Annotated in this window: 20 protein-coding genes; 15 read left to right on the top strand and 5 right to left on the bottom strand. The window is 72.7% G+C overall.

All coding sequences use genetic code 11. The features are described 5' to 3' along the window. Positions 1 to 403 precede the first annotated feature (403 nt). From ACFYO5_RS19260 to ACFYO5_RS19280, 5 genes are read left to right on the top strand one after another with little or no spacing between them, the layout of a single operon-like run. Complete coding sequence (locus ACFYO5_RS19260; RefSeq protein ID WP_388709979.1) at positions 404 to 2,032, top strand: ABC transporter substrate-binding protein; 1,629 nt, start codon at positions 404 to 406, stop codon at positions 2,030 to 2,032. 5 nt (positions 2,033 to 2,037) lie between these two features. Further along, positions 2,038 to 2,961: an ABC transporter permease gene (locus ACFYO5_RS19265; protein ID WP_356566168.1), complete on the top strand. Its 924-nt coding sequence runs from the start codon at positions 2,038 to 2,040 to the stop codon at positions 2,959 to 2,961. After that, the gene (locus ACFYO5_RS19270) at positions 2,954 to 3,991 is read left to right on the top strand and encodes an ABC transporter permease (protein WP_388709982.1); all 1,038 of its coding nucleotides are present in this window, start codon (positions 2,954 to 2,956) and stop codon (positions 3,989 to 3,991) included. Before ACFYO5_RS19265 ends, ACFYO5_RS19270 begins: the two co-directional genes overlap by 8 nt. Positions 3,992 to 3,997: 6 nt before the next feature. Next, positions 3,998 to 4,972, top strand: a complete 975-nt coding sequence (locus ACFYO5_RS19275) for an ABC transporter ATP-binding protein (RefSeq protein WP_356566172.1) — start codon at positions 3,998 to 4,000, stop codon at positions 4,970 to 4,972. Beyond that, the gene (locus ACFYO5_RS19280) at positions 4,965 to 6,068 is read left to right on the top strand and encodes an ABC transporter ATP-binding protein (protein WP_388709985.1); all 1,104 of its coding nucleotides are present in this window, start codon (positions 4,965 to 4,967) and stop codon (positions 6,066 to 6,068) included. Before ACFYO5_RS19275 ends, ACFYO5_RS19280 begins: the two co-directional genes overlap by 8 nt. A 148-nt stretch (positions 6,069 to 6,216) precedes the next feature. On the opposite strand, the gene ACFYO5_RS19285 is transcribed toward ACFYO5_RS19280, so the two are convergent. Then, the gene (locus tag ACFYO5_RS19285) at positions 6,217 to 8,376 is read right to left on the bottom strand and encodes a prolyl oligopeptidase family serine peptidase (protein WP_388709987.1); all 2,160 of its coding nucleotides are present in this window, start codon (positions 8,374 to 8,376) and stop codon (positions 6,217 to 6,219) included. 179 nt (positions 8,377 to 8,555) lie between these two features. On the opposite strand from ACFYO5_RS19285, the gene ACFYO5_RS19290 reads away from it, so the two are divergent. The 8 genes from ACFYO5_RS19290 to ACFYO5_RS19325 all read left to right on the top strand — a co-directional run bounded on the left by ACFYO5_RS19290 (position 8,556) and on the right by ACFYO5_RS19325 (position 16,668). Beyond that, on the top strand, positions 8,556 to 8,750 hold the full coding sequence (locus tag ACFYO5_RS19290; protein ID WP_020127941.1) for a hypothetical protein: 195 nt from the start codon (positions 8,556 to 8,558) through the stop codon (positions 8,748 to 8,750). Positions 8,751 to 8,826: 76 nt separating this feature from the next. Further along, positions 8,827 to 9,705, top strand: coding sequence for an N-acetyl-1-D-myo-inositol-2-amino-2-deoxy-alpha-D-glucopyranoside deacetylase (gene mshB / locus ACFYO5_RS19295; protein WP_388709990.1), 879 nt, complete (start codon positions 8,827 to 8,829; stop codon positions 9,703 to 9,705). Continuing rightward, positions 9,705 to 10,115: a DUF6113 family protein gene (locus ACFYO5_RS19300; RefSeq protein WP_356566179.1), complete on the top strand. Its 411-nt coding sequence runs from the start codon at positions 9,705 to 9,707 to the stop codon at positions 10,113 to 10,115. Before mshB ends, ACFYO5_RS19300 begins: the two co-directional genes overlap by 1 nt. Before the next feature lie 154 nt (positions 10,116 to 10,269). Further along, positions 10,270 to 12,660, top strand: coding sequence for a hypothetical protein (locus ACFYO5_RS19305; RefSeq protein WP_388709992.1), 2,391 nt, complete (start codon positions 10,270 to 10,272; stop codon positions 12,658 to 12,660). Positions 12,661 to 13,230: 570 nt separating this feature from the next. Further along, on the top strand, positions 13,231 to 14,160 hold the full coding sequence (locus tag ACFYO5_RS19310; protein ID WP_356566183.1) for an ABC transporter ATP-binding protein: 930 nt from the start codon (positions 13,231 to 13,233) through the stop codon (positions 14,158 to 14,160). Continuing rightward, a complete protein-coding gene (locus ACFYO5_RS19315; RefSeq protein WP_388709994.1) occupies positions 14,157 to 14,897 on the top strand; it encodes an ABC transporter permease in 741 nt (246 codons plus the stop codon). Before ACFYO5_RS19310 ends, ACFYO5_RS19315 begins: the two co-directional genes overlap by 4 nt. Then, a complete protein-coding gene (locus tag ACFYO5_RS19320) occupies positions 14,894 to 16,057 on the top strand; it encodes a sensor histidine kinase (protein ID WP_388709996.1) in 1,164 nt (387 codons plus the stop codon). The genes ACFYO5_RS19315 and ACFYO5_RS19320 overlap by 4 nt, the downstream gene beginning before the upstream one ends. Further along, on the top strand, positions 16,054 to 16,668 hold the full coding sequence (locus tag ACFYO5_RS19325; RefSeq protein WP_356566189.1) for a response regulator transcription factor: 615 nt from the start codon (positions 16,054 to 16,056) through the stop codon (positions 16,666 to 16,668). The genes ACFYO5_RS19320 and ACFYO5_RS19325 overlap by 4 nt, the downstream gene beginning before the upstream one ends. A gap of 25 nt (positions 16,669 to 16,693) precedes the next feature. Here the strand turns inward: ACFYO5_RS19325 and ACFYO5_RS19330 are convergent, their stop codons facing one another. Together ACFYO5_RS19330 and ACFYO5_RS19335 are read right to left on the bottom strand one after the other, a co-directional pair. Continuing rightward, positions 16,694 to 17,527: a tetratricopeptide repeat protein gene (locus ACFYO5_RS19330; protein WP_388709999.1), complete on the bottom strand. Its 834-nt coding sequence runs from the start codon at positions 17,525 to 17,527 to the stop codon at positions 16,694 to 16,696. After that, the gene (locus ACFYO5_RS19335) at positions 17,524 to 18,600 is read right to left on the bottom strand and encodes a GNAT family N-acetyltransferase (RefSeq protein ID WP_388710432.1); all 1,077 of its coding nucleotides are present in this window, start codon (positions 18,598 to 18,600) and stop codon (positions 17,524 to 17,526) included. The genes ACFYO5_RS19330 and ACFYO5_RS19335 overlap by 4 nt, the downstream gene beginning before the upstream one ends. A 110-nt stretch (positions 18,601 to 18,710) precedes the next feature. On the opposite strand from ACFYO5_RS19335, the gene fdxA reads away from it, so the two are divergent. Both fdxA and ACFYO5_RS19345 read left to right on the top strand, forming a co-directional pair. Next, entirely contained in the window at positions 18,711 to 19,031 is a 321-nt protein-coding gene (gene fdxA / locus ACFYO5_RS19340) for a ferredoxin (RefSeq protein WP_007495984.1), read from the top strand. 115 nt (positions 19,032 to 19,146) lie between these two features. After that, positions 19,147 to 20,241 carry a bifunctional succinyldiaminopimelate transaminase/glutamate-prephenate aminotransferase gene (locus ACFYO5_RS19345; RefSeq protein WP_356566194.1) on the top strand — a complete coding sequence of 365 codons (1,095 nt, stop codon included), beginning with the start codon at positions 19,147 to 19,149 and terminating at the stop codon, positions 20,239 to 20,241. 636 nt (positions 20,242 to 20,877) lie between these two features. Here ACFYO5_RS19345 and ACFYO5_RS19350 read toward each other — a convergent pair. Both ACFYO5_RS19350 and ACFYO5_RS19355 read right to left on the bottom strand, forming a co-directional pair. Beyond that, complete coding sequence (locus ACFYO5_RS19350; protein WP_356566196.1) at positions 20,878 to 21,339, bottom strand: ATP-binding protein; 462 nt, start codon at positions 21,337 to 21,339, stop codon at positions 20,878 to 20,880. A 297-nt stretch (positions 21,340 to 21,636) separates the two neighbouring features. Next, positions 21,637 to 22,626 (bottom strand): heavy metal transporter, encoded by a 990-nt coding sequence (locus ACFYO5_RS19355; RefSeq protein WP_388710003.1) that lies wholly within the window; start codon positions 22,624 to 22,626, stop codon positions 21,637 to 21,639. Positions 22,627 to 22,690 lie beyond the last annotated feature (64 nt).

The following is a 22,690-nucleotide window of genomic DNA, read 5'->3' on the forward strand; positions in this document are numbered from 1 at the left end:
ACGGTACGGATCTCGGGGGCGAGAGGGGTCTGCGAGCGGCGGGGCCGGCACGGCTCCCGGACCCGCCCTCCTGCCCCTTGTGGGCCGGGCTCCCCTTGACCATGCCCCTGGTCGGCCTCACCGGCCGCAACCGGGCAGGTTCCCGCCGCCCGCCGCCCGCCGCCCGCCGCCCGCCGCCCGCCGCCCGCCGCCCGCCGCCCGCCGCCCGCCGCCCGCCGCCCGCCGCCCGCCGCCCGGCCCCCCGGTCCCCGGCCCCCGGACCGTCGACACCCGGACGGGTGGCGCGCATGTGCGTCATGCACCTTTTGCGTTGATATTGACTGATAAAGGATCAGTACGTCGATACGGACGTCGACACCGACGGCACAGCGCTCAGGTGAAGCGCGGTCAAGAGGAGGCATCCATGCGTGGAGCCACGCACGCCAAGTGGGCCGCAGGCGCGGCGGCCGTAGCCCTCGCGGCGACGGCCTGCGGGGGCGGGGGCGACAGCGGGGGCGACAGCGGCGCGGTGCTCAGCTCCTCGTGGGGGGACCCGCAGAACCCGCTGGAGCCGGCCAACACCAACGAGGTGCAGGGCGGCAAGGTCCTCGACATGATCTTCCGGAGCCTGAAGAAGTACAACCCGGAGACCGGCGCGGCCGAGGACATGCTCGCCGAGAAGATCGAGACCTCGGACTCGCAGAACTTCACCGTCACGATCAAGGACGGCTGGACCTTCAGCAACGGCGAGAAGGTCACCGCCAAGTCCTTCGTCGACGCCTGGAACTACGGCGCCGGCCTGAAGAACAACCAGAAGAACGCGTACTTCTTCGGCTACATCGAGGGCTACGACAAGACGCACCCCGAGGACGGCGGCAAGCAGACCGCCGACACCCTCTCCGGGCTGAAGGTCGTCGACGACAGGACCTTCACGGTCAAGCTCAACCAGAAGTTCTCGACCTTCCCCGACACCCTCGGCTACCCCGCCTACGCCCCGCTGCCGCAGGCCTTCTTCACCGACCACGCCGGCTGGCTGTCCAAGCCCGTCGGCAACGGCCCCTACGCCATCGACTCCTACACCAAGGGCTCCCAGATGAGCCTGCGCAAGTGGGAGGACTACCCGGGCGACGACGCGGCGGAGAACGGCGGCGTGGACCTCAAGGTCTACACCGACAACAACACCGCCTACACCGACCTGCTGGCCGGCAACCTCGACCTGGTCGACGACGTGCCCGCGGCCCAGCTCAAGAACGTCAAGAACGACCTGGGGGACCGCTACCTCAACACCCCCGCCGGCATCCTCCAGACGCTCGCCTTCCCGTTCTACGACAAGAACTGGAACAAGAGCGGCTCGGACAAGGTCCGTACCGGCCTGTCCCGGGCCATCGACCGCGAGCAGATCACCGAGACGATCTTCCAGAAGACCCGCACCCCCGCCACCGACTGGACCTCCCCGGTGCTCGGCGAGGACGGCGGCTTCAAGGAAGGCCTCTGCGGGGACGCCTGCGACTACGACCCGGCGGCGGCCAAGAAGCTCATCCAGGAGGGCGGCGGCATCCCCGGCGGCCAGGTAAAGATCACGTACAACGCGGACACCGGTTCCCACAAGCAGTGGGTCGACGCCGTCTGCAACTCCATCAACAACGCCCTGGACAACGACAAGGCCTGCGTCGGCAACCCGGTCGGCACCTTCGCGGACTTCCGCAGCCAGATCGGCGACCAGAAGATGAGCGGCCCCTTCCGGGCGGGGTGGCAGATGGACTACCCGCTCATCCAGAACTTCCTCCAGCCGCTCTACTACACCAACGCCTCCTCCAACGACGGCAAGTGGTCCGACAAGAAGTTCGACGACCTCGTCGACAAGGCCAACGCCGAGACCGACACCGGAAAGGCCGTCGAGACGTTCCAGCAGGCCGAGGAGGTCGTGCGGGACAACATGGCGGCCATCCCGCTCTGGTACCAGAACGGCAGCGCCGGCTACTCGGAACGCCTCTCCAACGTCAAGCTCAACCCGTTCTCCGTCCCGGTCTACAACGAGATCAAGGCCGGCTGACCCGCATGGGGCGGTACGTGATCCGGCGTCTCCTCCAGATGGTCCCGGTGTTCGTCGGAGCCACGCTGCTGATCTTCCTGATGGTCAACGTGATGGGCGACCCCATCGCGGGCCTCTGCGGCGACCGGCAGTGCGACCCCGCTACCGCCGCCCAGCTGAAGAAGGAGTTCGGCCTCGACAAGCCGGTCTGGCAGCAGTACCTGACCTACATGGGGAACGTCTTCACCGGTGACTTCGGGACGGCGTTCAACGGCCAGCCGGTCACCGAGCTGATGTCCTCGGCGTTCCCCGTCACCATCCGGCTGACGATCGTCGCGATCGTCTTCGAGATCGTCGTCGGCATCACCCTGGGCGTGGTCACCGGCCTGCGCCGCGGCCGTCCCGTCGACACCGGCGTCCTGCTCGTCACCCTCGTGGTGATCTCCGTCCCCACCTTCGTCACCGGCCTGCTGCTCCAACTGCTGCTCGGCGTCGAATGGGGCTGGATCAAACCGTCGGTGTCCTCGGATGCCGCGTTCGGCGAGCTGATCGTGCCGGGCCTGGTGCTGGCGAGCGTGTCACTGGCCTACGTCACCCGCCTGACCCGCACGTCCATCGCGGAGAACAAGCGGTCCGACTACGTCCGTACGGCGATCGCCAAGGGCCTGCCCAGGCGCCGTGTCGTCACCCGCCACCTGCTGCGCAACTCGCTCATCCCGGTCGTCACCTTCATCGGCACCGACATCGGGGCCCTGATGGGCGGCGCGATCGTCACCGAGCGCATCTTCAACATCCACGGCGTCGGCTTCCAGCTCTACCAGGGCATCCTCCGCCAGAACACCCAGACCGTCGTCGGCTTCGTGACCGTCCTCGTCCTGGTCTTCCTGGTGGCCAACCTGCTCGTCGACCTCCTGTACGCCGTACTCGACCCGAGGATCCGCTATGCCTGAACCGATGCCGCCGGAGTCGTACCCCTCCGGCGGGGGCCGTGCCCCGGAGGACGGCGCCATCGCCGCGACGGGCATGGGCGGCGCGATGGACCTCGCCACCTCCGAGGGCGAGACCCTGGAGCGGGCCCCGGCCGGCCCGGACGGCACCGGCCCCACGGAACCGGACGCCTCGGCCCCCGGCGAACGGGCCCGCTCCCTGTGGTCCGACGCCTGGCGCGACCTGCGCCGCAACCCCGTCTTCATCATCTCCGCCCTGGTCATCCTCTTCCTGGTGTTCATCTCCCTGTGGCCCTCGGTGATCGCCTCCGGCTCCCCCCTCAAGTGCGACCTCGCCAAGGCCCAGGAGGGCTCCCAGCAGGGCGCCCCGTTCGGCTACGACGGCCAGGGCTGCAACGTGTACACCCGCACCGTCTACGGCGCCCGTACGTCCGTCACCGTCGGCGTCCTGGCCACGCTGGGCGTCGCCCTGTTCGGCAGCGTCCTCGGCGGGCTCGCCGGCTTCTTCGGCGGGGTGGGGGACTCGTTCCTGTCCCGGATCACCGACATCTTCTTCGCGATCCCCGTCGTCCTCGGCGGCCTGGTCCTGCTCTCCGTGGTGACCAGCAACACCGTCTGGCCCGTCATCGGCTTCATGGTGCTGCTCGGCTGGCCGCAGATCTCCCGCATCGCCCGCGGCTCGGTCATCACCGCCAAGCAGAACGACTACGTCCAGGCCGCGCGGGCGCTCGGCGCCTCCAACTCCCGCATGCTGCTGCGGCACATCGCCCCCAACGCCGTCGCCCCGGTGATCGTCGTGGCGACCATCGCGCTCGGCACGTACATCGCGCTGGAGGCCACCCTGTCCTACCTCGGCGTCGGCCTGAAGCCGCCGACCGTCTCCTGGGGCATCGACATCTCCGCCGCCTCGCCGTACATCCGCAACGCCCCGCACGCGCTCCTGTGGCCCTCCGGTGCCCTGGCGCTCACCGTGCTGGCGTTCATCATGCTCGGCGACGCGGTGCGCGACGCCCTCGACCCGAAGCTGAGGTGACGCCGCATGCTGCTCGAAGTACGCGACCTGCACGTGGAGTTCCGTACCCGCGACGGGATCGCCAAGGCCGTCAACGGCGTCACCTACGGCGTCGACGCCGGGGAGACCCTCGCCGTGCTCGGCGAGTCGGGCTCCGGCAAGTCCGTCACCGCCCAGGCCGTCATGGGCATCCTGGACACCCCGCCCGGCCGGATCACCGGCGGCCAGATCCTCTTCCGGGGCCGGGACCTGCTGACGCTCAAGGAGCAGGAGCGCCGCAAGGTCCGGGGCGCCGAGATGGCGATGATCTTCCAGGACGCGCTGTCCTCGCTGAACCCCGTGCTCTCCGTGGGCGACCAGCTCGGCGAGATGTTCGTCGTGCACCGCGGCATGTCCAGGAAGGACGCCCGTGCCAAGGCCGTGGAGCTGATGGACCGGGTCCGCATCCCCGCCGCGAAGGAGCGGGTCCGCCAGTACCCGCACCAGTTCTCCGGCGGCATGCGCCAGCGCATCATGATCGCGATGGCAATGGCCCTCGAACCGGCGCTCATCATCGCCGACGAGCCGACCACCGCCCTCGACGTCACCGTCCAGGCCCAGGTCATGGACCTGCTCGCGGAGTTGCAGCGCGAGCTGCACATGGGGCTCATCCTGATCACCCACGACCTCGGCGTGGTCGCCGACGTCGCCGACCGCATCGCCGTGATGTACGCGGGCCGGATCGTGGAGTCGGCACCCGTCCACGACATCTACAAGGCGCCCGCCCACCCCTACACCCGCGGTCTGCTCGACTCCATCCCGCGCCTGGACCAGAAGGGCCGGGAGCTGTACGCCATCAGGGGCCTGCCGCCCAACCTCATGCACATCCCGCCGGGTTGCGCCTTCCACCCGCGCTGCCCCATGGTCCAGGACGTGTGCCGCACCGACGAACCGCCGCTGTACGAGGTGGACGAGGAGCGGGGCAGCGCCTGCCACTTCTGGAGGGAGTGCCTGCATGCCTAGTACCTCGGCCGCCGCGCCCGTCCCGGCCACCTCACCGGCCGAGCCGATCCTGGAGGTGACCGGACTCGTCAAGCACTACCCGCTCACCCGGGGCGTCCTCTTCCGCAAACAGGTCGGCGCGGTCAAGGCGGTCGACGGCGTCGACTTCACCCTCGGCCGCGGCGAGACCCTGGGCATCGTGGGGGAGTCGGGCTGCGGCAAGTCCACGGTCGCCAAGATGCTGGTCAACCTGGAGAAGCCGACGGCCGGGCAGATCCGCTACAAGGGCGAGGACGTCACCAGGCTCTCCGGGCGGGCCCTCAGGGCCGTGCGCCGCAACATCCAGATGGTCTTCCAGGACCCGTACACCTCCCTCAACCCCCGCATGACCGTGGGCGACATCATCGGGGAGCCGTACGAGATCCATCCCGAGGTGGCGCCCAAGGGGGACCGGCGCAGGAAGGTCCAGGACCTGCTGGACGTGGTCGGCCTCAACCCCGAGTACATCAACCGCTACCCGCACCAGTTCTCCGGCGGCCAGCGCCAGCGCATCGGCATCGCGCGGGGGCTCGCCCTGCGTCCCGAGGTGATCGTCGCCGACGAGCCGGTGTCCGCGCTGGACGTGTCCGTGCAGGCGCAGGTCATCAACCTGATGGCTGGCCTCCAGAGCGAGTTCGACCTGTCGTACATCTTCATCGCGCACGACCTGTCGATCGTCCGGCACATCTCCGACCGGGTCGCGGTGATGTACCTCGGCCGGATCGTGGAGACCGGCCGGGACGCCGAGATCTACGACCACCCCACCCACCCGTACACCCAGGCGCTGCTCTCCGCGGTGCCCGTGCCGGACCCGGAGGCGCGCGAGCACCGGGAGCGGATCATCCTCTCCGGCGACGTGCCGTCCCCGACGAACATCCCCTCCGGCTGCCGCTTCCGCACCCGCTGCTGGAAGGCGCGGGAGCGGTGCGCCCTGGAGGTGCCGGCCCTCGCCGTCCCGGCCGAGTTCCGCCACACGCAGGGCCCCGCGGCCCACGACTCCGCCTGCCACTTCGCGGAGGAGAAGCAGGTGGTCCCGCCCGAGGAACTCCGGGAGGATCAGGGGAACGAGCGGTCATAGGCAGACATTCGAGCCGCAATCGCGTTAACACGCAGGCAACTTGACCGACGCGATTCCGATATACGGACGCGTCAGGCTGAACAGCGTACGGCCGTGCGGGTGCCGTGAACGGGCCGGGAGCGCCATGTCTCCCGGCCCGTTGCCGTGCCTAGGCGGGCCCCAGGGAGCGCCGGAGGAAGTCCAGCTGGAGGCGGAGCAGGTTCTCGGCGACCGTCTCCTGCGGGGTCATGTGCGTCACCCCGGCCAGCGGCAGGACCTCGTGCGGGCGGCCGGCGGCGAGCAGGGCCGAGGACAGCCGCAGGGAGTGGGCGACCACCACGTTGTCGTCCGCGAGGCCGTGGATGATCATCATCGGACGGGCCGGTTCGGCGGGGTCGACCAGGCCCGCGTCGTCCACCAGTGAGTTCCGCCGGTAGACCTCCGGCTGCTGTCCCGGGTGTCCGAGGTAGCGCTCCTGGTAGTGCGTGTCGTACAGGCGCAGGTCGGTGACCGGCGCGCCGACCACCGCCGCGTGGAACACGTCCGGGCGGCGCAGCACCGCGAGGGCCGCCAGGTAGCCGCCGAAGGACCAGCCGCGGATGGCGACCCGGCCCAGATCGAGCGGGAAGTCCGCCGCGAGCGCCTGGAGCGCGTCGACCTGGTCCTGGAGCACGACGGCCGCCAGATCGTCCTTGATCGCCTTCTCCCAGGCCGGTGAGCGCCCCGGTGTGCCCCGCCCGTCGGCGACGACCACCGCGAAGCCCTGGTCGGCGAACCACTGCGAGGTCAGGTGGGCGTTGTGCGCGGCGAGCACCCGAGGGCCGTGCGGGCCCCCGTAGGGGTCCAGCAGGACCGGGAGCGAGGTGTCACCGGAGTAGTCCGTAGGCATAAGCACGGCGCACGGGATCCGCCGTGCGCCCCCCTGGGTGAGTTTCACGCGGGGGGTGAGGCCGGGATTCTCCGCATACGACCGGACCGTGACTGTCGTGTCCCGGCCTCCGGCCGCGGGGACCCCCGTCTCCCTCCGGGCACCGTGCCGCAGGACCCGCACCCGGCTGCCGGGCCGGTCCAGCGTCGACGAGACCAGGACGGTCACGCCCCCGGCCCGTACCGCCGAGTGCACGCCGGGCTCGTCGGACAGGCGCTCCACACCGAGTTCGTTGACGCGGTAGACATGCACCTCGCCGATCTCGGGGCTCTCGGCCGACTCCCCGGCCGAGGCCGAGACCAGCACGTCGTCGGCCGTCACGTCCAGTACCGCCCGCACCTGCAACTGGGCTCCGGTCAGCGGGCGTTCGCCGACCGCGAGGACCCGGGCGCCGCCCTCGTCGGCGATCCGCACCAGCTGTCCCGAAGGGCTCCAGCAGGGCACTCCAGGGAAAAGATCAAGCCAAATCGGATCCTCGTCGGCATGCACCATCCGCGTCGCCCCGGAGGCCGTGTCGACCGCCAGGAACAGCTGACTGCGCTGGTCGCGCGCCTGGACGAGCAGCAGCGGAGCACCCGCCGCTGACCAGTGCACTCGCGCCAGATACGGATACCGCGCCCGGTCCCAGACGACCTCCGTGCGCCCCCCGTCGAGGTCGAACACGAACAGCCGTACGTCCGCGTTGGCCGTCCCGGCAGCCGGATAGGGGACGTGTCGTGGCTCACGTTCCGGCTGTGCCGGGTCGGAGATCCACCACCGCTCCACCGGCGTGTCGTCCACCCTCGCCACCAGCAGCCGGTCGGACTCCGGAGCCCACCAGAACCCCCGCGAACGGCCCATCTCCTCCGCGGCGATGAACTCGGCCAATCCGTAGGAAACCGACTCCGATTCCGGCTCGGCGAGCGCCGCATCACCCTCACCCTCGGCGCCCACCACGCGCAGGGCGCCCCGCGCGACGTACGCCACGAGCCGCCCGTCGGGGGAGGGGCGGGGATCGATCACCGGCCCGGGAACGCGGATCCCGCGTGCCGTACCGGCCCGCAGCTCCGCCGTGAAAAGCCGCCCTGACAACGTGAAAGACGCCAGCTCGACGGCCGCGTCGGTGGCGTACCCGACGATCCCGGCGCCGCCTTCCCGGCTGCGCTCGCGGCGCGCCCGCTCCTCGGGCGAGAGGTCCTCCGAGGCGCCGCCCAGGAGGGCGCGCGGGTCCGCGGCCACGCGCTCCCGGCCGTCCGCCGGGTCGAGCACCCACAGCGCGTTGCTGCGGTCGTCACCCGCGGAGGAGCGCAGGAACACGACACGGGAGCCGTCGGGCGCCACGGTGAACGAACGCGGCGCGCCGAGCGTGAACCGCTGGGTGCGGGCGTGCCGGCGAGGGAATGAGTCGGACTCGGTCGTCATGCCCCGACCATATTGGCCATGCGCCCCCTTGTGCGGCTGTGCGCCGAGAGATGCGCACGCACCCACAGTTATGATCACTAGCGCTGTGTGGGTATGAACCTGCTGGCTGATGTATGGATTTACAGGTTCTCTAGCTCTGTCATTCCCCCACGTACCCGGGTTCTTGGAGGTGAGCCGCCGTGGCACTCTCGATTTCGGCGGTGGTGCTGCTGGCGATCATCGTCTTCTTGCTGGTCAAGAAGTCAGGACTGAAGGGCGGTCACGCGGTTGTCTGCATCCTGCTCGGCTTCTACCTCGCCTCCTCGACGATCGCGCCGACCATCAGCGACCTGACGACGAGCGTGGCGAGCATGATCGGCAGCATCAAGTTCTGACGGGGTGCCCGCCCGAGGTCTGCCTCCGCGTCTGCCCGTGCGGCGCGGATGCATGCCTGCCTCGTAGGGTTGCCCCATGACGGAACTGCCAGCCCGGCGTCTGCTGCTGGTGCACGCGCACCCCGACGACGAGTCGATCAACAACGGCGCGACCATGGCCAGGTACGCGGCCGAGGGCGTTCAGGTGGCCCTGGTCACCTGCACCCTCGGTGAGCGTGGCGAGGTCATCCCGCCGCAGCTGCGGCACCTCACCGGTGCCGCCCTGGGCGGGTGTCGCCTGCGCGAACTCACCGCGGCCATGGGCGAACTGGGCGTCCAGGACTTTCGGTTGCTCGGCGGGGCCGGACGCTACGCCGACTCCGGGATGATGGGCCTGCCCGACAATGACGACCCCGCCTGCTTCTGGCAGGCCGACGTCGACGCCGCCGCCGGATACCTCGTCGAGGTGATCCTCGACCTGCGCCCCCAGGTCCTCGTCACCTACGACGGCCACGGCGGCTACGGCCACCCCGACCACATCCAGGCCCACCGCGTCGCCATGCGGGCCGTGGAGCTGGCCGCGGAGGCCGGCTGGAGCGTCCCCAAGGTCTACTGGAACCGCGTCCCGCGTTCCGTCGCCGAGGCCGCCTTCACCCGGCTCCGGGAGGAGCTGCCCGGCCTGCCCTTCTCCAAGAGCGCCGAGATCGACGACGTACCCGGCGTCGTCGACGACGAGAGCGTCACCACCGAGATCGACGGCGGCGCCCACGCCGCAGCCAAGGCCGCCGCGATGCGCGCGCACGCCACCCAGATCGAGGTCGCCCCCGACGAGAGACACTTCGCGCTCTCCAACGAGCTGGCCCAGCCCCTCTTCACCACCGAGTACTACGAACTCGTGCGCGGACAGCGGCCCCAGGAGCGGGAGACCGACCTGTTCGCCGGTATCGGGTCCGCCGCCGACGAGGGGGCCCTCTGATGCCGGACCAGGGTTCCCTGCTCGCCCAGCCCCTCCAGCGGCCTTCCGCCGGACGGATCGCCGCCCACCTCGGGCTGCTGCTGCTCGGCGCGCTCACCGCGCTCGCCGGGGCGCTGCTCCAGGCCGGCTGGTTCCCCGGCGGGCTGCTGCTCGCGCTCGCGGGCGCCGCGGGGCTGTTCCTCGGCGGGGTGCGGGCCGTCGGCAGCCGGGCCGGGGCCGTCGCGCCCGCCGCCGGCTGGATGATCGCCGTCGTCCTGCTCCTCACGAGCCGCCCCGAGGGCGACTTCCTGTTCGGCGCGGGGTACGGCTCCTACCTGTTCCTGTTCGGCGGCATGACACTTGCTGTGATCTGCGCCACCATCGGCTGGGGGCGGCAACCGGGCGGCGACGGCGTCCGACTTGCCAAGTGACGTACCGCTTCGCCGTGGCGCGGGCGTGCGAGTCCCGTGACGGTTTCGGCGGCGGTCATGGGATACCGGCCAGAAGCGGCCAGTATGGTGGTGCGCGCCGCCGAGCTGCCCGTGAGGTCGTGGCGGGCGGCGGAGCCAACCTGGAGAACCTGCCTTGAGTCGTGAAACTGACAGTCCGTCCTCCGGGCCCAACGGGTCCAACGGGCGCGGCGGAGCCGCATACCCCTCGGGCACGCCGCCCTACGGCACCCCGGTGGTGTCCGACGGCGGCCCTGACACGGGCCGTTCGGCCGCACGGCCGGAGGAACGCAAGACCGAGACCACGCTGACGACCCGGATCCGGATCAACATCCCCGGGTCGCGGCCCATCCCGCCGGTCGTCGTGCGCACGCCCGTCACCGACGCGGACTCCGCGGGCGACGACGGCGGTGCCGACGCGCGGGGCGCCGACCCCGCCGCAGCCGCGGGCGGTGCCCCCACGCCGGGAGCCGCCGGACGTCCGGGAGCCGAGGGCGCCGGCGAGGCACCCGGCGACCCCGGGCCGACGGCCGAGGAGAAGATGCCCAGCGAATGGTTCGCACCGCGCAAGTCCGCCCCCGCCAAGGGCACCCAGGGCAGCGGCCCGGCCAACGGCGCCGCTCCGGCGGGTGGTTCGGCCGCCGGAGCGCCCTCCGGCACCCCCTCCGCCCCGTCCGCGCCCGGCGGCAACGCCGGTGCGCCCGGCGGCGCGCGACCGGGGGCCGGGCGGCCCGGCGGTGTGGTCGGCTCCATGAGCGCACCGGGCGCCCCCCGCCCCGGCGGCACCAACGGCGCCGGGATGTCCGGAGCCACCGGCGGTCCGGTGGCTCCCGGGCACGGCGGCGGCACCGGCTCCTTCGACGTGACCGAGGCGCTCGCCGCGGGTCCCCACGGCAACGGCGCCCGCCCACCGCAGGGTGGCGGTCCGGCGCAGGGCGGTCCGGTGCAGGGCGGCGGCCCGGTGCAGGGTGGTCCGATGCAGGGTGGTCCCGCGCAGGGTGGTCCGGCGCAGGCCGGCGGCCCGGAGCCCCGCCGCGACGACCTGCCGTACTTCGCCGGGCACGGCAGCGGCAGCGGCCAGGGCGGTTATCCCGGGCCGAACGGTCAGGGCGGCGGCCCCGGCGCACCCGGCGGCCCCTACGACTTCAACGGACCGGAGGGCCCCGTCGGCCGCGGTGGCCGGGGCGGCCCGCAGGGTCCCGCGGGTCCCACCGGCGGCCCGGTGACCGGTGACGGCCCGATGGTGCCGCCGATGCTCGGGGGACCCCCCGGCGCGGTTCCCGGCGCCGCCGCGGGAGCCGTCCGTCATCCCGGCGGGGGCATCAGCGACGACACCGCGATCCTCACCCCGCAGCAGCCGGCCCCCGATCCCGGCCCCGGCGGCTACGGCCGGCACGACAACGTCTCCGGGCAGACCGTCACCAGCGGCATCCCGGTCGTCCCCGCGGCCGGTCAGGGTCCCGGACCGGGCGGGCCGTTCGCGGCCGGCGGACACCCCGACGGGCCGCTGCCGCACACCCCGCCGAAGGCGCCCGAGCCGGTCCCGCAGAACGCGCCCGCGGCCGCCGCGAAGAAGAAAAAGAAGAAGGGCCGCAGCAAACTGGTCCTGCTCGGCAGCCTGGTGGTGGTCGCCGCGGCCGGTGCCTACGGGGCCGGACTGCTGATGAACCACTCCGACGTGCCCAAGGGCACCACCGTGCTCGGCGTCGACATCGGCGGCGGAACCCGCGACGACGCCGTCAAGAAGCTCGACGACGCCTTCGACAGCAGGGTGAACCAGGCGCTGAAGCTGTCCGTGGACGGCGACACCGTCACCCTCAAGCCGGACCAGGCGGGCCTCCAGTTCGACATGCAGGCCACCGTCGACGCGGCCGCCAAGAGCGACTACAACCCCGTCTCGGTGATCGGGTCGCTGTTCGGCGAGCACCGCGAGATCGAGCCCGCGATGCCGGTCGACGAGGAGAAGCTCCAGGCGGCCCTGGAGACCGCCGCGGGCGGCGCCGGTTCGGCCACCGACGGCACGATCGAGTTCAAGTCCGGCAAGGCCGTCGCCGTCTACGGCAAGGCGGGCAAGGGCATCGACGCCACCAAGGCCCAGACGGCCGTCGTGGCGGCGTACCGCAGCCAGGTCGAGACCGGCGCGGCCACCGCGGCGAAGGTCCCGACGACGACCAGGCAGCCGACGGTGTCCGACGCCGAGGTCGACCGGATGATGAAGAAGTTCGCCGAACCGGCGATGTCCGGCAACGTCACCGTCCAGACCGACGCCGCGCACGCCGTCCCGATGAGCCCCAAGAACTCCCTGTGGAAGTTCCTGGGCGTCAAGGCCATCGACGGCAAGCTCGTCGAGAGCTACGACGAGGCCGCGTTGAAGGAGCTGTACGGCGGCGCCTTCGACGGCGTCCTGATCACCCGCGGCACGGGCCAGAAGACACCCGTCACGGTCCAGGACGTCATCAGCGCCCTGCGCCCGGCCCTGATGAGCAGGACGGACCGGCTCGCGGTCATCGACACCGACCCGAGCTGACCCGAGGCGGAACTGCGGCCACCCAGGGCACCCGGCATCTCCGCCGGGTGCCCTTCGCCGTACCGCCGGGGACCGACCGGCGCGGGCGGCTGGGCGCCGGTGAGCGTGGACGGTCCGGTCCGGGCGGACCCGCGTGCGGTTCGGTGCCGGCCGCGGGCGCCGTTCGGGGTGCCGACGGATACCGCGTGCCGTCCGGTGCGGCCGACTCCCCGTGTGGTGCTCGGGGCTCCGCCGGAACCGCTGCCGGCCGGCTCGCGGGTACCGCTCGGGTGCGGCCGGCGCCGGCGGGCGGCCTGGCGTCGGCGGAGACCCGCGGGTGATCCGCCCCGGCGCGCACCCACCTGCCCTCCTCCGGGCGTCAACTGCCGCCCGCCGCCCGGCCACCACAGCCCGCCGTCGCCCAACTGCCCTGCTTCGCACCGGGCATCGCCACTCGTCGCCCCCAACTGCCTTCCACAGCATGCCGACCGGGTCAGCTCCCCGGCCACCCCCGCCGCATGACATCTGTCATACGGCACACCGGACGGCCGACACTGCCGCCCGCCGCGTCCCGGCGGCGAGGATCGACGCATGACGACGACAACAGCGGTGGTCGCCTTCGACCAGGTGACCAAGGGCTACGGGGACGTTCGGGCGGTGGACGGGCTCAGCCTCGTTCTGCGCCCGGGGGAGACCGTGGCGCTGCTCGGACCCAACGGGGCCGGCAAGTCCACCACCCTCGACCTCCTCCTCGGCCTCAAGCAGGCCGACAGCGGCACGGTCCGCGTGCTCGGCACCGGCCCCCGCGAGGCGATCGTCGCCGGACGGGTGGGCGCCATGCTCCAGAGCGGCGGCCTGATGGACGAGGTGACCGTCGCCGAACTGGTCGCGCTCGCCTGCTCCCTGCACCCGCGGCCGTACCGGACCGCCGACGTCCTGGCCCGCGCCGGCATCACCAAGATCGCCGACCGCAAGGTCGACAAGCTCTCCGGCGGCCAGGCCCAGCGCGTCCGCTTCGCCCTCGCCACCGCCGGCGACAGCGACCTGATCGTCCTGGACGAGCCCACCACCGGAATGGACGTCACCACCCGCCGGGCGTTCTGGGACACCATGCGCGAGCAGGCGGACCAGGGCCGCACGGTGCTGTTCGCCACGCACTACCTGGAGGAGGCCGACGCGATCGCCGACCGCGTCGTCGTGCTGCACCGCGGCCGTCTGCTCGCCGACGGGACGGCCGCCGAGATCAAGGCGAAGGCCGGCGCCCGCCGCATCTCCTTCGACCTGGACGGCGAGAACGGAACGACCGGCGGGGTCGAGGAGAGCGCCCTGCGCGAGCTGCCCTTCCTCACCGCCCTCACCGTCACCGGCCGCACGGTCCGCATCCAGTCCACCGACGCCGACGCCACCGTGCACGCCCTCTACGGACTCGGCCTGTACCCCCGCAACCTGGAGGTCGCCGGCCTCGGCCTGGAACAGGCCTTCGTCGCCCTCACCACCGCCGAGGAGGCACGCACCGCATGAACGCCCTCATCAAGCTGGAACTCGTCCGCGCCCTGCGCAACCGCAAGTTCCTGTTCTTCTCGGTGATCTACCCGTCCGTGCTGTTCCTGCTGATCGCGGGCAGCGCCGACGCCACCACGAAGATCGACGGCACCGGCCTGACCCTGCCGACCTACATGATGGTCTCCATGGCCTCCTTCGGCGCCCTCACGGCCGTCCTGATGGGCAACAGCGAACGGATAGCCAAGGAGCGCCAGAGCGGCTGGGTACGGCAGCTGCGGCTGACCCCGCTGCCGGGCCGCGGGTACGTCCTCGCCAAGACCGCGAGCGCCGCCGTCGTCAGCCTGCCGTCCATCGTCATCGTCTTCGCCGTCGCCGCGGCCGTGAAGGACGTACGCCTGGACGCCTGGCAGTGGCTCGCCCTCACCGGCGCGATCTGGGCGGGCAGCCTCGTCTTCGCCGCCCTCGGCGTCGCGCTCGGCTACCTCGCGAGCGGGGACGCGGTCCGCCCGATCACGATGATCACCTACTTCGGCCTGTCGATCCTCGGCGGTCTGTGGATGCCGACGACCACCTTCCCCGGCTGGCTCCAGGACATCGCCCGATGGGTGCCGACGCACGCGTACGCTGCCCTGGGGCAGGCGATCGAGCAGAACCAGGCACCGCACGCCCGGGACATCGCGGTCCTCGCCGCCTTCTTCGTCCTGTTCACGGGCGGCGCCGCCTGGCTGTACCGGAAGGACACGCTGAAGGCGTGAGCGGCGTCGGCATCGGGCAACGCCCGGAGAATCGCAGACAACGGGTCGTCAAGTCCCTGTGGACCGGCATCTGGCTGGTCTACCTGAGCGCGCCCGTCGGCGACCTGCTGCACGGCGGGCACGGCGCGGTCGCGCGGGTCCTCGGCTGGACCGGCCTCGGCGCCTTCGTCGTCTGGTACATGGTCCTGGTCTTCCGCACCGGCCGCGGCGAACACAACCGCCTGGTGCTCGGCTCGCTGGGCGTTCTCGCCGCCCAGTCCACGCTCCTCGCCCTCACCCTGGGCCGCGAGTGGCTGGTCCTCTTCGTCTACGTGTCGATCGCCTCCGGCGCCGCCCTGCCGCTGCGGGCGGCCCGCTGGACGATCCCGGCCGCGTCCGCCCTGATGGCCGCGATCGCCTTCGCGGTGCCGGGCGGCCGGGCCTACCTGGCTGGCCTGCTCATCCCGGCCCTCCTCGGAGGCTTCGCCATGACCGGTGTACGCGAACTCGTCCGTACGACGATCGCGTTGCGGGAGGCCCGCGCCACCGTCGCCCAGCTCGCCGCCAACGAGGAGCGGCTGCGCCTCGCCCGCGATCTGCACGACCTGCTCGGCCACTCCCTGTCCCTGATCACCCTCAAGAGCGAACTCGCCGGCCGGATGCTCCCCGACCACCCCGAGAAGGCGGCGCGCCAGGTCGCCGACATCGAGCAGGTCAGCCGGCAGGCCCTCGTCGACGTACGGGAGGCCGTCACCGGATACCGCCGCCCCCGGCTCGCCGCCGAACTCGCCGGAGCGCGGGCCGCCCTGACCGCGGCGGGCATCGTCGCCGGGATCCCCGGCCCCGTCGACCTCGACGGCGTCCCCGAGGACAGCGAGTCGGTCCTCGCCTGGGCCCTGCGCGAGGCCGTCACCAACGTCCTACGGCACAGCGGCGCCCGGCGCTGCACGGTGGAGGTGCTGCGCCGCCGGACCCTCGACGGACCCGTCCTGGAACTCTCCGTCGAGGACGACGGCTGCGGCGGCCAGGGAGCCGTCTCCGCGACGGTCCCCGGCAACGGCCTCACCGGCCTGACCGAGCGCCTGGAGAAGGCGGGCGGCACGCTGGAGGCGGGCGGCTCCAGAAGCGGCTTCCGGATCACCGCGCGCGTGCCCGTGACCGACGTAGGATCCGGCTCATGACCCGCACGATCAAGGTCCTCCTCGCCGAGGACCAGTCGATGGTCCGCGAGGCGCTCGCCGCCCTGCTCGGCCTGGAGGACGACATCGAGGTGGTCGTCCAGGTGGCCCGCGGCGACGAGGTGCCGGCGGCCGCGCGGGCCCACGACGTGGACGTGGCCCTCCTCGACATCGAGATGCCGGGCGCGACGGGCATCGAGGCGGCGGCCGTGCTCCACCGGGAACTCCCGGCGGTCAAACTGGTCGTCCTCACCACCTTCGGCCGCCCCGGCTACCTCCGCAGCGCCATGGAGGCCGGCGCCGACGCCTTCCTCGTCAAGGACGCCCCCGCGGCCGAGCTGGCGCAGGCGGTCCGCAAGGTCCTGGCCGGCGAACGCGTCATCGACCCCACCCTGGCGGCAGCGGCCCTCGCCGAGGGCGCGAACCCCCTGACGGACCGCGAGCGCGAGGTGCTCCGGGCGGCGGCGGACGGCTCCACCAACGCCGAGCTGGCGGCGGCCCTGCACCTGTCCCAGGGCACGGTGCGCAACTACCTGTCGACCGCGATCCAGAAGCTGGCGGTACGCAACCGGGCCGAGGCGGTGCGGACGGCGAGGGAGAAGGGCTGGCTCTGAGCCGGCGGGTGCCGTGGTCGGGGCGTCAGTTCAGCAGAGCCCGCGCCGCCCGCGCCTCCTGCCGGACCCGCTCCGCCAGCGTCGCGTCCACCACCTCGACCAGCCCCGCGTACTCCTCCATCTCCTCCGCCCCCTGCGTGAACTGCCCGCGCTGCACCAGCAGTTGCCCCCGCTCGTACCGCAGGCGCGCCGGATGGGACGGCAGGAGGAGCCCCAGCTCCACGGCCCACAGGGCGACGTCCGACCGTTCGGGCCGGGCCGCCGCCCACGCCCGGATGTTGTTGAGGATCCGCCGTACGACGTCCAGCGTCTCGGCCGGTGCCAGCATCGAGGGTTCCAGCGGGGCCCCCGTCGCCCCCGTCACCAGCAGCTCGGCATCGCGCCCCGTCAGCAGCCGGCCCCCGTCGAACGGATCGACGAGCACCTGCTCCTCCGGAGGGCCGAAGCCGACCACGAAGTGCCCCGGCAGGGCGACGCCGTACACCGGCGCGCCGGCCCGCCGCGCGACCTCGATCCACACCACGGACAGCAGGATGGGCAGCCCCCGCCGCCGCTCCAGCACCTGATGCAGCAGGGACGACTCCAACCGCTCGTACGCCGCCGCCGAGCCGCCGAAGCCGAGCCGCTCGCCGAGCAGCTCGCGCAGCGCGACCGCCCACGCGCGCGGCCCGCCCGGCCGGAACGGCACCTGCCCGGCCAGCGAGTCCAGTTCGACCTGCGCGGCGTCCAGCTGCGCCTCGTCCAGCGACCGGTCCGCCGCCGCGCCCACCAGGAGGCACAGCAGCGACAGATCGGGCCGCTCGGACCGCGCCTCCTCGGCGAACCGCCGCCGCAGCTCCGCGGGCTCGAGTCCCGTCACGGCGTACTCCCCTCCGGCTCCCGATAATGGTGGTAGGCGTGATGCGCCCCGAACCCCATGCCGGCGTACAGCGCCCGCGCCGCCGTGTTGTCCTCCTCGACCTGGAGCCAGGCCGCGGACGCGCCCTCCGCCAGCGCCCGACGGGCCAGCGCGGCCATCACGACCGTCGCCAGCCCGCGCCGCCGTTGCGCCGGATCCACCTCGACCGCCCCGAACCCGGCCCACCGACCGTCCACGACACACCGGCCGATGGCCGCGGGAACCGCGCCCTCGCCGGGCACCGACGCGAACCACACCGACGGCTCCCTCCCCCTCCCGGCCTCGCCCGGGCGGGGGGACCCCCCTCCCAGCACCTTCAGCGCCACCTCGTCGACCCCCTTGCGCTGGTACCGCGCCAGCCAGGCCTCGTCGGCCTGCCGCGCCAGCACCGCACCCCCGGCCTCCGCCTCCGCCCGGTCGGCGACCGGCGCGAGCGCCCCGATCCACAGCTCGGCCGTCACCTCACGCACCCACCCGCGCCGTTCCAACTCGGCGCACAGCAGCTCCTGGGTGCCCTCGGCCCCGGTCGCGGTCTGCAGATAGGCGGGCAGCCCCCGGTCGCCGTACCAGCGCCGTACGACGTCCAGCGCCCCGTCGAGGGGCAGGCCCGGGTCGCCCAGCGGCAGCACGGAGTTGGCCCGGCGGGTGAACCCGGAGGCGGCGCGCAGCTCCCACCCGCCGAGCCGCTCGCTCTCCGTCGGCCGCCAGGCGCGGGCGGAGACGTGGGCGAGTTCGGCGTAGGAGGCGGCCGGTCCCCGGCGGCGGGCCGGAGCGGGCGGCACGACCTTCCCGGCGACCAGTGAGGACTCCGAGAAGCGGACGCTCTCCCCGCTCTTGCGTGTGATCACCAGCACACCGCTGTCCCATGATGTGAGAACACCCACCGTGTCGGTGAATCGCCCCTCAGTCACCCCAGGTTCGCTCAGACGCCGCACGGAGACGCGTTTTCCCACGTCAGCGGCGGTGATGCGGACCTCGAGACGTCCAGTGGCCGAAATTTCCACAGGTCGGTCCACCCCTCCTGGTCGGATCATTGCCAAGAACGGAGATACTAGGGTCGGGCATCGACGACGCCGCGCTCCCGCGCGCCAGGCGGCGGAGCCTGGGGAGGCCCGCCAGCGCCCTATCGAGGAGGAATGACAGCGTGACCTACGTCATCGCGCAGCCTTGTGTCGACGTGAAGGACAAGGCGTGCATCGAGGAGTGCCCGGTCGACTGCATCTACGAGGGCCAGCGGTCCTTGTACATCCACCCGGACGAATGCGTCGACTGTGGTGCCTGTGAGCCGGTCTGCCCGGTCGAGGCGATCTTCTACGAGGACGACACTCCGGAGGAGTGGAAGGACTACTACAAGGCGAACGTCGAGTTCTTCGACGAGCTGGGCTCGCCCGGCGGTGCCAGCAAGCTCGGTCTGATCGAGCGCGACCACCCCTTCGTCGCCGCGCTGCCGCCGCAGGCCGAGTAGTCGGGCAAGCGGTCCGCACCATCGCGCCGCCTCGGTCCCGTACGGCCTGATCGCCCAAGATCGCCGTAGGGGGCCGAGGCGTTTGCCGTATCCGTCAGAGAGCGAGCCAAGAACCGTGTCCGCAGTTTCCGACCGTCTTCCCACCTTCCCCTGGGACAAGCTGGAGCCGTACAAGAAGACGGCCGCGGCGCATCCCGACGGGATCGTCGACCTCTCCGTCGGCACCCCGGTCGACCCGGTCCCCGAGCTGATTCGCAAGGCGCTGATCGACGCGGCGGACTCCCCGGGCTACCCGACGGTCTGGGGCACCCCGGCGCTGCGCGACGCGATCACCGGCTGGCTGGAGCGGCGCCTGGGTGCCCGCGCGGTCACCCACCGGCACGTCCTGCCGATCGTCGGCTCCAAGGAACTGGTCGCCTGGCTCCCCACCCAGCTGGGTCTCGGCCCCGGCGACCGGGTGGCCTTCCCGCGCCTCGCCTACCCGACGTACGAGGTCGGCGCCCGCCTGGCCCGTGCCGCGTACGAGGCCTACGACGACCCGACCGAGCTGGACCCGACGGACCTCAGGCTCCTCTGGCTGAACTCGCCCTCCAACCCCACCGGCAAGGTCCTCTCCAAGGCCGAGCTGACCCGGATCGTGGCCTGGGCGCGCGAGCACGGCATCCTCGTCTTCTCCGACGAGTGCTACCTCGAACTGGGCTGGGAGGCCGACCCGGTCTCCGTCCTCCACCCGGACGTCAACGGCGGCTCGTACGACGGGATCGTCGCGGTCCACTCCCTGTCCAAGCGCTCCAACCTGGCCGGCTACCGTGCCGCGTTCCTGGCCGGCGACCCGGCGGTGCTCGCACCGCTCCTGGAGATCCGCAAGCACGGCGGGATGATGACGTCGGCGCCGACGCAGGCGGCGGTCGTGGCGGCCCTCTCCGACGACGCCCACGTCCACGAGCAGCGGGAGCGCTACGCGGTCCGCCGCGGCCTGCTGCGCGAGGCCCTCGTCGGCCACGGCTTCCGCATCGACCACAGCGAGGCCAGCCTCTACCTCTGGGCCACGAGGGGTGAGTCCTGCTGGGACACGGTGTCCCACCTGGCGGCCCGCGGCGTCCTGGTGGCCCCCGGCGACTTCTACGGTCCGGCGGGCGCGCAGCACGTGCGGGTGGCCCTGACGGCGTCGGACGACCGGGTGCGGGCGGCGGTGGAGCGGCTGGCGTGACGCCGGCGGTGGAGTGGCTGGCGTGAGCCGGTACCGCTGCGGGTGGCCGTGCCGCCGGGGCGGGGCGGGGCGGGCGTTGCTTGCGGCGCCGGGTCCCGGCCGGCCCTGGCTCGGTCGGCGTGAGCGCGCTCGCGCAGCGGGACGGGGTCCGGGGTGTCGGGGGCCGTGGGGCGGGGGCGGGTATCGGGTGCGGCCCGGGTCCCGGCCGGGCCGGTCCCGGTTCGGTCGGCGTGAGCACGCTCGTACAGCGAGCGGGACGGGGTCCGGGGTGTGGGCGGCCGTGGGCGGAGCGGGTATCGGGTGCGGCCCGGGTCCCGGCCGGGCCGGTCCCGGTTCGGCCGGCGTGAGCACGCTCGCACAGCGGGAGGGGGTCCGGGGTGTGGGCGGCGTGGGCGGAGCGGGTATCGGGTGCGGCCCGGGTCCCGGCCGGGCCGCACCCGGCTCGGCCGGCGTGAGCACGCCCGCACAGCGGGAGGGGGTCCGGGGTGTGGGCGGCGTGGCGCGGGGCGGGCATCGCGTGCGGCGCCGGGCCCGGCTCGGCCCGGCCGGCTCTGACTAGGCGGGCGTGAGCGCGCTCGCGCAGCGGGACGGGGTCCGGGGAGACACCCCGGACCCCGTCACGGCCGAAGCCCGGTGCTAGCCGAGCGGCAGGTCCTTCACCGGCAGCGTCCCCGCGCCCGGCAGTCCACCCTGCGTCAGCGACTCCGTCGGCAGGCCGCCCTTCGTGGCCGTGGACGCGGTGTCCCCGACGAGGTCCCCGGCGGAGCCCGCCGCGGAGCCGGCGGCCTCACCGGCGGCCTTCTGCGCGACCGGGGTCACCTTCTTCACGGCCTTGCCGCCGGTCTTGCCCGCGGCCGGCACGGCGTGCTCGACCGCCTTGCCACCGGTCTCGCCCGCGGTCCCGGTGACGTTCTGCGCCGCGCTGTCGACCGTGTTGCCGACGCTCGCCCCGTCCAGGGCGGTCAGGCCGCCCAGGTTCGGGGTGGCGGGCAGGTCGGGGGCAGCGCTGGCGGAGCCGGCCGCACCGACACCGGCAGCAGCTCCCGCGGCGACAAGCAGTGCGGCACGGGCGATCCTGCGGGTCAGGGGGAGGGACATGATGCTCCTTCGACGGGAGAGAACAAGAACTGTCTGTGACGTCTGTCCGGGCCCGGACGCACTGACTACCGCTCGAACCCCGCGAAGGTTGCGGACTGCCGACGTAAAGAGTTGGCAATGCGTCGCATAATCAGCTCTGGTTAAAAACGGGCGAAACCCGACCGACAGGAAAATGCGCAGAACCCGCGGAGCCCTTTGTTCCCAAGCTGTTCGCCCACGTCGGGGGTGACGGCGCGGAAACCCGGACGCACCGCCGCCCGGTACCCCACGCACCACCCGTCAGGGTGAATACCCGTACTACTGCGCGGTGACGATCCGTACGCTTCCGGAGCCGTCGCCCGCCTTTGTGGCGCCGTCGTCGGCCGGTCCGGTGGGGCGCCATGTGCTGCGGGTGTTTCCGGCCACCCACTCCCGGCCGGCATAGCTGACGCGCTCCACGCGCAGCGCGGAGGCGTTGGCCACCGCCCAGTGCGCGAGCTGCCAGCCGCGCCGCAGGGCCTCGGGCCCGTCCGTGGCGGTGGCCTCGGCCACGGGCAGCGTCACGGTCCGTCCGTCGGTCTCGGCGACCGGCGGGCCGACGTCCGCGGGGGAGGTCTCCTCGGCGCCCACCTCCGCGCCCGCCTGCTGGAGCGCGTCGCGCCCGAAGTCCCGTACGAGCGCGGCGCGGACCGCGTCCGGACCGGTGGCCGTCGCGACGGCGGTGCCGGCGTCCGGGCGGCCCTCGCAGGTCAGTGAGGCCGCGGTGGTCCCGGTGAGAGCGGCGGCCAGCAGCGTCGCGTCCGGCTCGTGCTTGGCGTACGCCTCCGGGTAGCCGCTGCGCTGCACCCGCTGCGCGGCGACGGTGAGCGGCAGTCCGGTGTAACCGGGGACCTTGGCGAGGTGCTCGTAGAAGATGTTCGCCGCGTAGGCCGGGTCCCTGACCTCCCGCGCGCTGCCCCAGCCCTGCGAGGGCCGCTGCTGGAAGAGGCCGAGCGAATCCCGGTCGCCGTGGTCGAGGTTGCGCAGCGCCGACTCCTGGAGCGCGGTCGCCAGGGCGATGGTCACGGCCCGTTCGGGCATGTCCCGGTTGGTGCCGACGGCGGCGATGGTGGCCGCGTTCACCGCCTGTTCCGGGGTGAACTCGTACGCCGCCCCGTCCGCGGAAACGACTCTGCACCCCGGATCCCCGGCGCCGCCGGTGACGTACTGGACCACGACGTACCCCGCGACGGCGGACAGGACCACGCAGGCCGCCCCGCATCGCAGGAGGCGGCCGCGGCGCTTGGGAGAAGGTGACGGCTCTGGCACGCGTACAAGGTACTGGAGAGTACGAAAACCGGGGAGACCGGTGCGGAAGGCGGGTCGGGGCGCT

The sequence above is a fragment of the Streptomyces sp. NPDC006259 genome (assembly GCF_042870975.1).
In the GTDB taxonomy this organism is placed as follows: Bacteria; Actinomycetota; Actinomycetes; order Streptomycetales; family Streptomycetaceae; genus Streptomyces.

Coding starts and splice junctions, on each gene's coding strand:
- ACFYO5_RS19260 (WP_388709979.1), top strand. CDS start 404: ATGCGTGGAGCCACGCACGCCAAGTGGGCCGCAGGCGCGGCGGCCGTA.
- ACFYO5_RS19265 (WP_356566168.1), top strand. CDS start 2,038: ATGGGGCGGTACGTGATCCGGCGTCTCCTCCAGATGGTCCCGGTGTTC.
- ACFYO5_RS19270 (WP_388709982.1), top strand. CDS start 2,954: ATGCCTGAACCGATGCCGCCGGAGTCGTACCCCTCCGGCGGGGGCCGT.
- ACFYO5_RS19275 (WP_356566172.1), top strand. CDS start 3,998: ATGCTGCTCGAAGTACGCGACCTGCACGTGGAGTTCCGTACCCGCGAC.
- ACFYO5_RS19280 (WP_388709985.1), top strand. CDS start 4,965: ATGCCTAGTACCTCGGCCGCCGCGCCCGTCCCGGCCACCTCACCGGCC.
- ACFYO5_RS19285 (WP_388709987.1), bottom strand. CDS start 8,376: ATGACGACCGAGTCCGACTCATTCCCTCGCCGGCACGCCCGCACCCAG.
- mshB (WP_388709990.1), top strand. CDS start 8,827: ATGACGGAACTGCCAGCCCGGCGTCTGCTGCTGGTGCACGCGCACCCC.
- ACFYO5_RS19300 (WP_356566179.1), top strand. CDS start 9,705: ATGCCGGACCAGGGTTCCCTGCTCGCCCAGCCCCTCCAGCGGCCTTCC.
- ACFYO5_RS19310 (WP_356566183.1), top strand. CDS start 13,231: ATGACGACGACAACAGCGGTGGTCGCCTTCGACCAGGTGACCAAGGGC.
- ACFYO5_RS19315 (WP_388709994.1), top strand. CDS start 14,157: ATGAACGCCCTCATCAAGCTGGAACTCGTCCGCGCCCTGCGCAACCGC.
- ACFYO5_RS19325 (WP_356566189.1), top strand. CDS start 16,054: ATGACCCGCACGATCAAGGTCCTCCTCGCCGAGGACCAGTCGATGGTC.
- ACFYO5_RS19335 (WP_388710432.1), bottom strand. CDS start 18,600: ATGATCCGACCAGGAGGGGTGGACCGACCTGTGGAAATTTCGGCCACT.
- ACFYO5_RS19350 (WP_356566196.1), bottom strand. CDS start 21,339: ATGTCCCTCCCCCTGACCCGCAGGATCGCCCGTGCCGCACTGCTTGTC.